The sequence below is a fragment of the Poseidonibacter sp. genome (genome assembly GCF_041821165.1).
In the GTDB taxonomy this organism is placed as follows: domain Bacteria; phylum Campylobacterota; class Campylobacteria; order Campylobacterales; family Arcobacteraceae; genus Poseidonibacter.
Genome location: NZ_JBGUES010000224.1, coordinates 1 through 3,303, shown reverse-complemented (window position 1 = coordinate 3,303; position 3,303 = coordinate 1). Strand labels below are relative to the sequence as shown.

General features: G+C 24.6%; 4 protein-coding genes. 3 read left to right on the top strand and 1 reads right to left on the bottom strand.

The genetic code is table 11. The features are described 5' to 3' along the window. Positions 1 to 238 (top strand): NAD(P)/FAD-dependent oxidoreductase (locus ACERKK_RS12380; protein WP_373773385.1); only part of this gene is annotated, 238 nt, incomplete at its 5' end. A gap of 14 nt (positions 239 to 252) precedes the next feature. On the opposite strand, the gene ACERKK_RS12375 is transcribed toward ACERKK_RS12380, so the two are convergent. Next, complete coding sequence (locus ACERKK_RS12375) at positions 253 to 2,364, bottom strand: cache domain-containing protein (protein WP_373773384.1); 2,112 nt, start codon at positions 2,362 to 2,364, stop codon at positions 253 to 255. 141 nt (positions 2,365 to 2,505) lie between these two features. Between ACERKK_RS12375 and ACERKK_RS12370 the strand changes: the two genes are divergently transcribed. Both ACERKK_RS12370 and ACERKK_RS12365 read left to right on the top strand, forming a co-directional pair. After that, positions 2,506 to 2,925, top strand: coding sequence for a Spy/CpxP family protein refolding chaperone (locus ACERKK_RS12370; RefSeq protein WP_373773383.1), 420 nt, complete (start codon positions 2,506 to 2,508; stop codon positions 2,923 to 2,925). A gap of 12 nt (positions 2,926 to 2,937) precedes the next feature. Then, on the top strand, positions 2,938 to 3,303 hold a 366-nt coding region (locus ACERKK_RS12365; RefSeq protein WP_373773382.1), incomplete at its 3' end, for a response regulator transcription factor.

Below are 3,303 nucleotides of genomic sequence, written 5' to 3'. Positions count from 1 at the left end.
CTTAGTGAAAATTATTGCGAATACACCTTTTACAGTAACTGAATCAATTGGTTTTAAAAAAGCTATGATTACAAGAGGTGGTGTTACATTAAAAGAGATTGATCCAAATACAATGCAAAGTAAACTAATAAAAGGTTTATATTTTTGTGGAGAAGTTATGGATTTAGATGGACCTTGTGGAGGTTATAATCTGCAATGGTCTTTTTCTAGTGGTAATTTAGCAGGGCATTTACTTTAATCTTTAAAGAAACACTACATAATATAAGTAGTGTTTCTTCCTGATTCTTTTGCTTTATATAGAGCTTCATCAGCAAGTTTATATAAATCATCACTATCTATAATATCTTTACCTTTTCTTACTACTAAGCCCATTGATACAGTTACATATTTACTTGCAGAATTTTGTTTATGTTCTATTTCTAGTTTTTCAATACAAGTTCTTAAGAAGTTTGCAAACTCTAATGATGATTCTTTATCTTTATATAAAAATAAAATTCCAAACTCTTCTCCACCTAATCTAAATACAAAGTCACTAGCTCTATGATTATGTAAGGCTAATTCTTTTGCAACCTTTGTTAAAGCATTATCACCTGCTTGATGACCATAAGTATCATTATACTTTTTAAAGTAGTCAATATCTAACATAATAAAAGAAAGATAATAATCTTCTCTTTTTGCTCTATTTATCTCTTCTTCAATTTTTTGATTAAAAAACCTTCTATTATAAAGATTTGTTAATTCATCTGTAATAGATAAGTATTCAACTTTTTTCTTATCTGTAATATCATGCCTAATTGCTGTGTATCCACTAATATCTTGTTTATTAAAAATTGGTTGAATAATTGCCTCTACCCAATATTCACCGCCTTCTTTATTTCTATTTTTAATTTCACCAACCCAAGATTTACCATTTTGAATACAGTTCCACATCTGTTTATATAACTCTTTTGGTGTATCTTTTTGTCTTACAATATTATGGGATTTGCCAATAAGTTCTTCTTTTGTATAACCTGATATTTCACAGAAAGCTTCACTTACACTTGTAATTATTCCTCTTTTATCAGTAGTTGAGATAATTACATTTTCATTTACAATTTTTATATAGTCTTGAAGTTTAGCTTCTGATTTATTTCTTGCTTTTAATGTTTTATTTAAGCTTTTACCTAATACTTCAAACTCTTGATATGTTAGCTCTTTAGTATCTATCTCTTCTGAATTTGATGAAGCATATTTAAATGAATTAATTAAATGGTATATATTTTTATCCATATATTGAGATATTTTTTTAGAGATATAGTATATTATAATTGTAAGTAATAATATTATTAAAAAAATAGTAGTTATTTGATTGTTAATAGCATCTTTTAAAACTCCCTCTTTTCTTGCTAATTCTTTGTCCATATCATCAAGATATAAACCTGTACCAATTATCCAACCCCATTTTTTATACTCTTTTACATAAGAAATTTTACTATAAGAGATTTTTGTATTAATCTTTTTAAATTTATAAAGCATAAAGCCATCACTTTCAGGCTTTATAGCATCAAGTTGTAATTGATATAAATCAGGACGTGTATGTTTTGCAGGTGGGCTTAGTTTCTTTCCATCAAAAATTAATGATTGTTTTTTTAAATCATTTACAAAAATATAACCATTTTGTCCAAATCTAACAGTAGCAATCCAATCTAATAACTCATTTTTAGTTTGCTGTGTTAAAGTATCAACATATTCACCTGTTCCTATATGCCAGTTATATGGTTTAAATAGCTTAATAAAACTAAGTTTTTTATATAATGTTTTATCATCAGTATCAGGCTTTATAAAATCATTTAGAATATAACCAGAATCTTTTTCTAAAGCAAGAGTAGATTGTCTTTTAGCAATTGCATCATAAATACTTTTCTTAAATTCAGATGTTTTAATTTTATCGTTTAATTTAGATTTTTTATTAAATAATATAGGTTTAGAATCATTAGAGTTTGCAAAGATATATGAATTTTTGTTTTTATATGATAGATTTTTTAATGTTGTTACAATTAGATATTTAATCTCTTCTTCTGATTTTATATCTTTATTCTCTTCATAAATTGATAAGGCAATTTTATGAGCTATTAAAACTCTCTCTTTTAATCTTTGTTTTAATTTATTTTGAATCTCTTCTTGTTTTTTATCAATAAAGTCATGTACTCTTAAAACTTCTCTTTTTATATTCTCTTTTTTTATTTCCATAAACACATTTTGAATATGTTCTGAATCTCTTTTGTAGCTACTATATTGAAATACTAAAGAGATAATAAAGGCTAGTGAAATAGAGACAAAGCTTATGATAAAAATTGTTTTTGATATATGCGAAGATAGTTTCATATTAATTCTTTTTTTATAATTTTAATCATTATAGTCAAAGTTAAATAAAATATGCAATTAATATTTCGTTAATATTAAATTCATAATTGGTTAAAACCCTAATATTATACTTCTTATATCAAAAAATAATAAGGATTTAAAATGTCAAAAATGAAAAAAGTATTAGCAGGTTTAGTTTTAAGTACAGTTGTTGTTACAAGTGTTTATGCAAATTGTGAGAGAAACAATGATAATAAAAATGATGTAAATCATTCAAATCATTATAAACATTCATCTTCAAAAATGAAAATGCCAATAATCAATAAGTTTAAGCAATTAGATTTAAGTGTTGAGCAAAAAGAAAAGATGATGAATTTAATCAAAGAGTTTAGAACAAAAAGAGACTCATTAAATGAAGTATTTAAAAATCAAACTTTTAATAAAGATTTATATATTAAAAATATGAGTGAAAAAAGAGAGAATATGTTAAAATCAAAAGCTCAATTAATAGAAAAAGCTTATGCTATATTAGATGAAAAACAAAAAATAAAATTTGAAGAATTAATTAATAAAAAGAAATAAAAAGGATAAACCTTGATAGAAATTGCAATGTTAGAAGATGATGTAGAATTAGCAGATGTTTTAACACAATATTTAAAACAATTTAATATCAATGTTACAAATTATGAAGAGCCTTTTATGGCTCTTTCTTCACTAAAGTTAAAGAAATATGATTTAATCATATTAGATTTAACGCTACCTGGAATGGATGGATTAGATGTTTGTAAAGCAATTGTTAAAGATTTTGATATACCAATTATAATTTCTAGTGCTAGAAGTGATATAGCTGATAAAGTTACAGCTTTACAATTAGGTGCTGATGATTATTTACCAAAACCATATGACCCAAGAGAACTTGAGGTACGAATTAAAACAATATTACGAAGATTTAATCACTCA

What these genes read in the sequence shown, in the direction of transcription:
- ACERKK_RS12375 (WP_373773384.1), bottom strand. Translation starts at nt 2,364, where the DNA reads ATGAAACTATCTTCGCATATATCAAAAACAATTTTTATCATAAGCTTT.
- ACERKK_RS12370 (WP_373773383.1), top strand. Translation starts at nt 2,506, where the DNA reads ATGTCAAAAATGAAAAAAGTATTAGCAGGTTTAGTTTTAAGTACAGTT.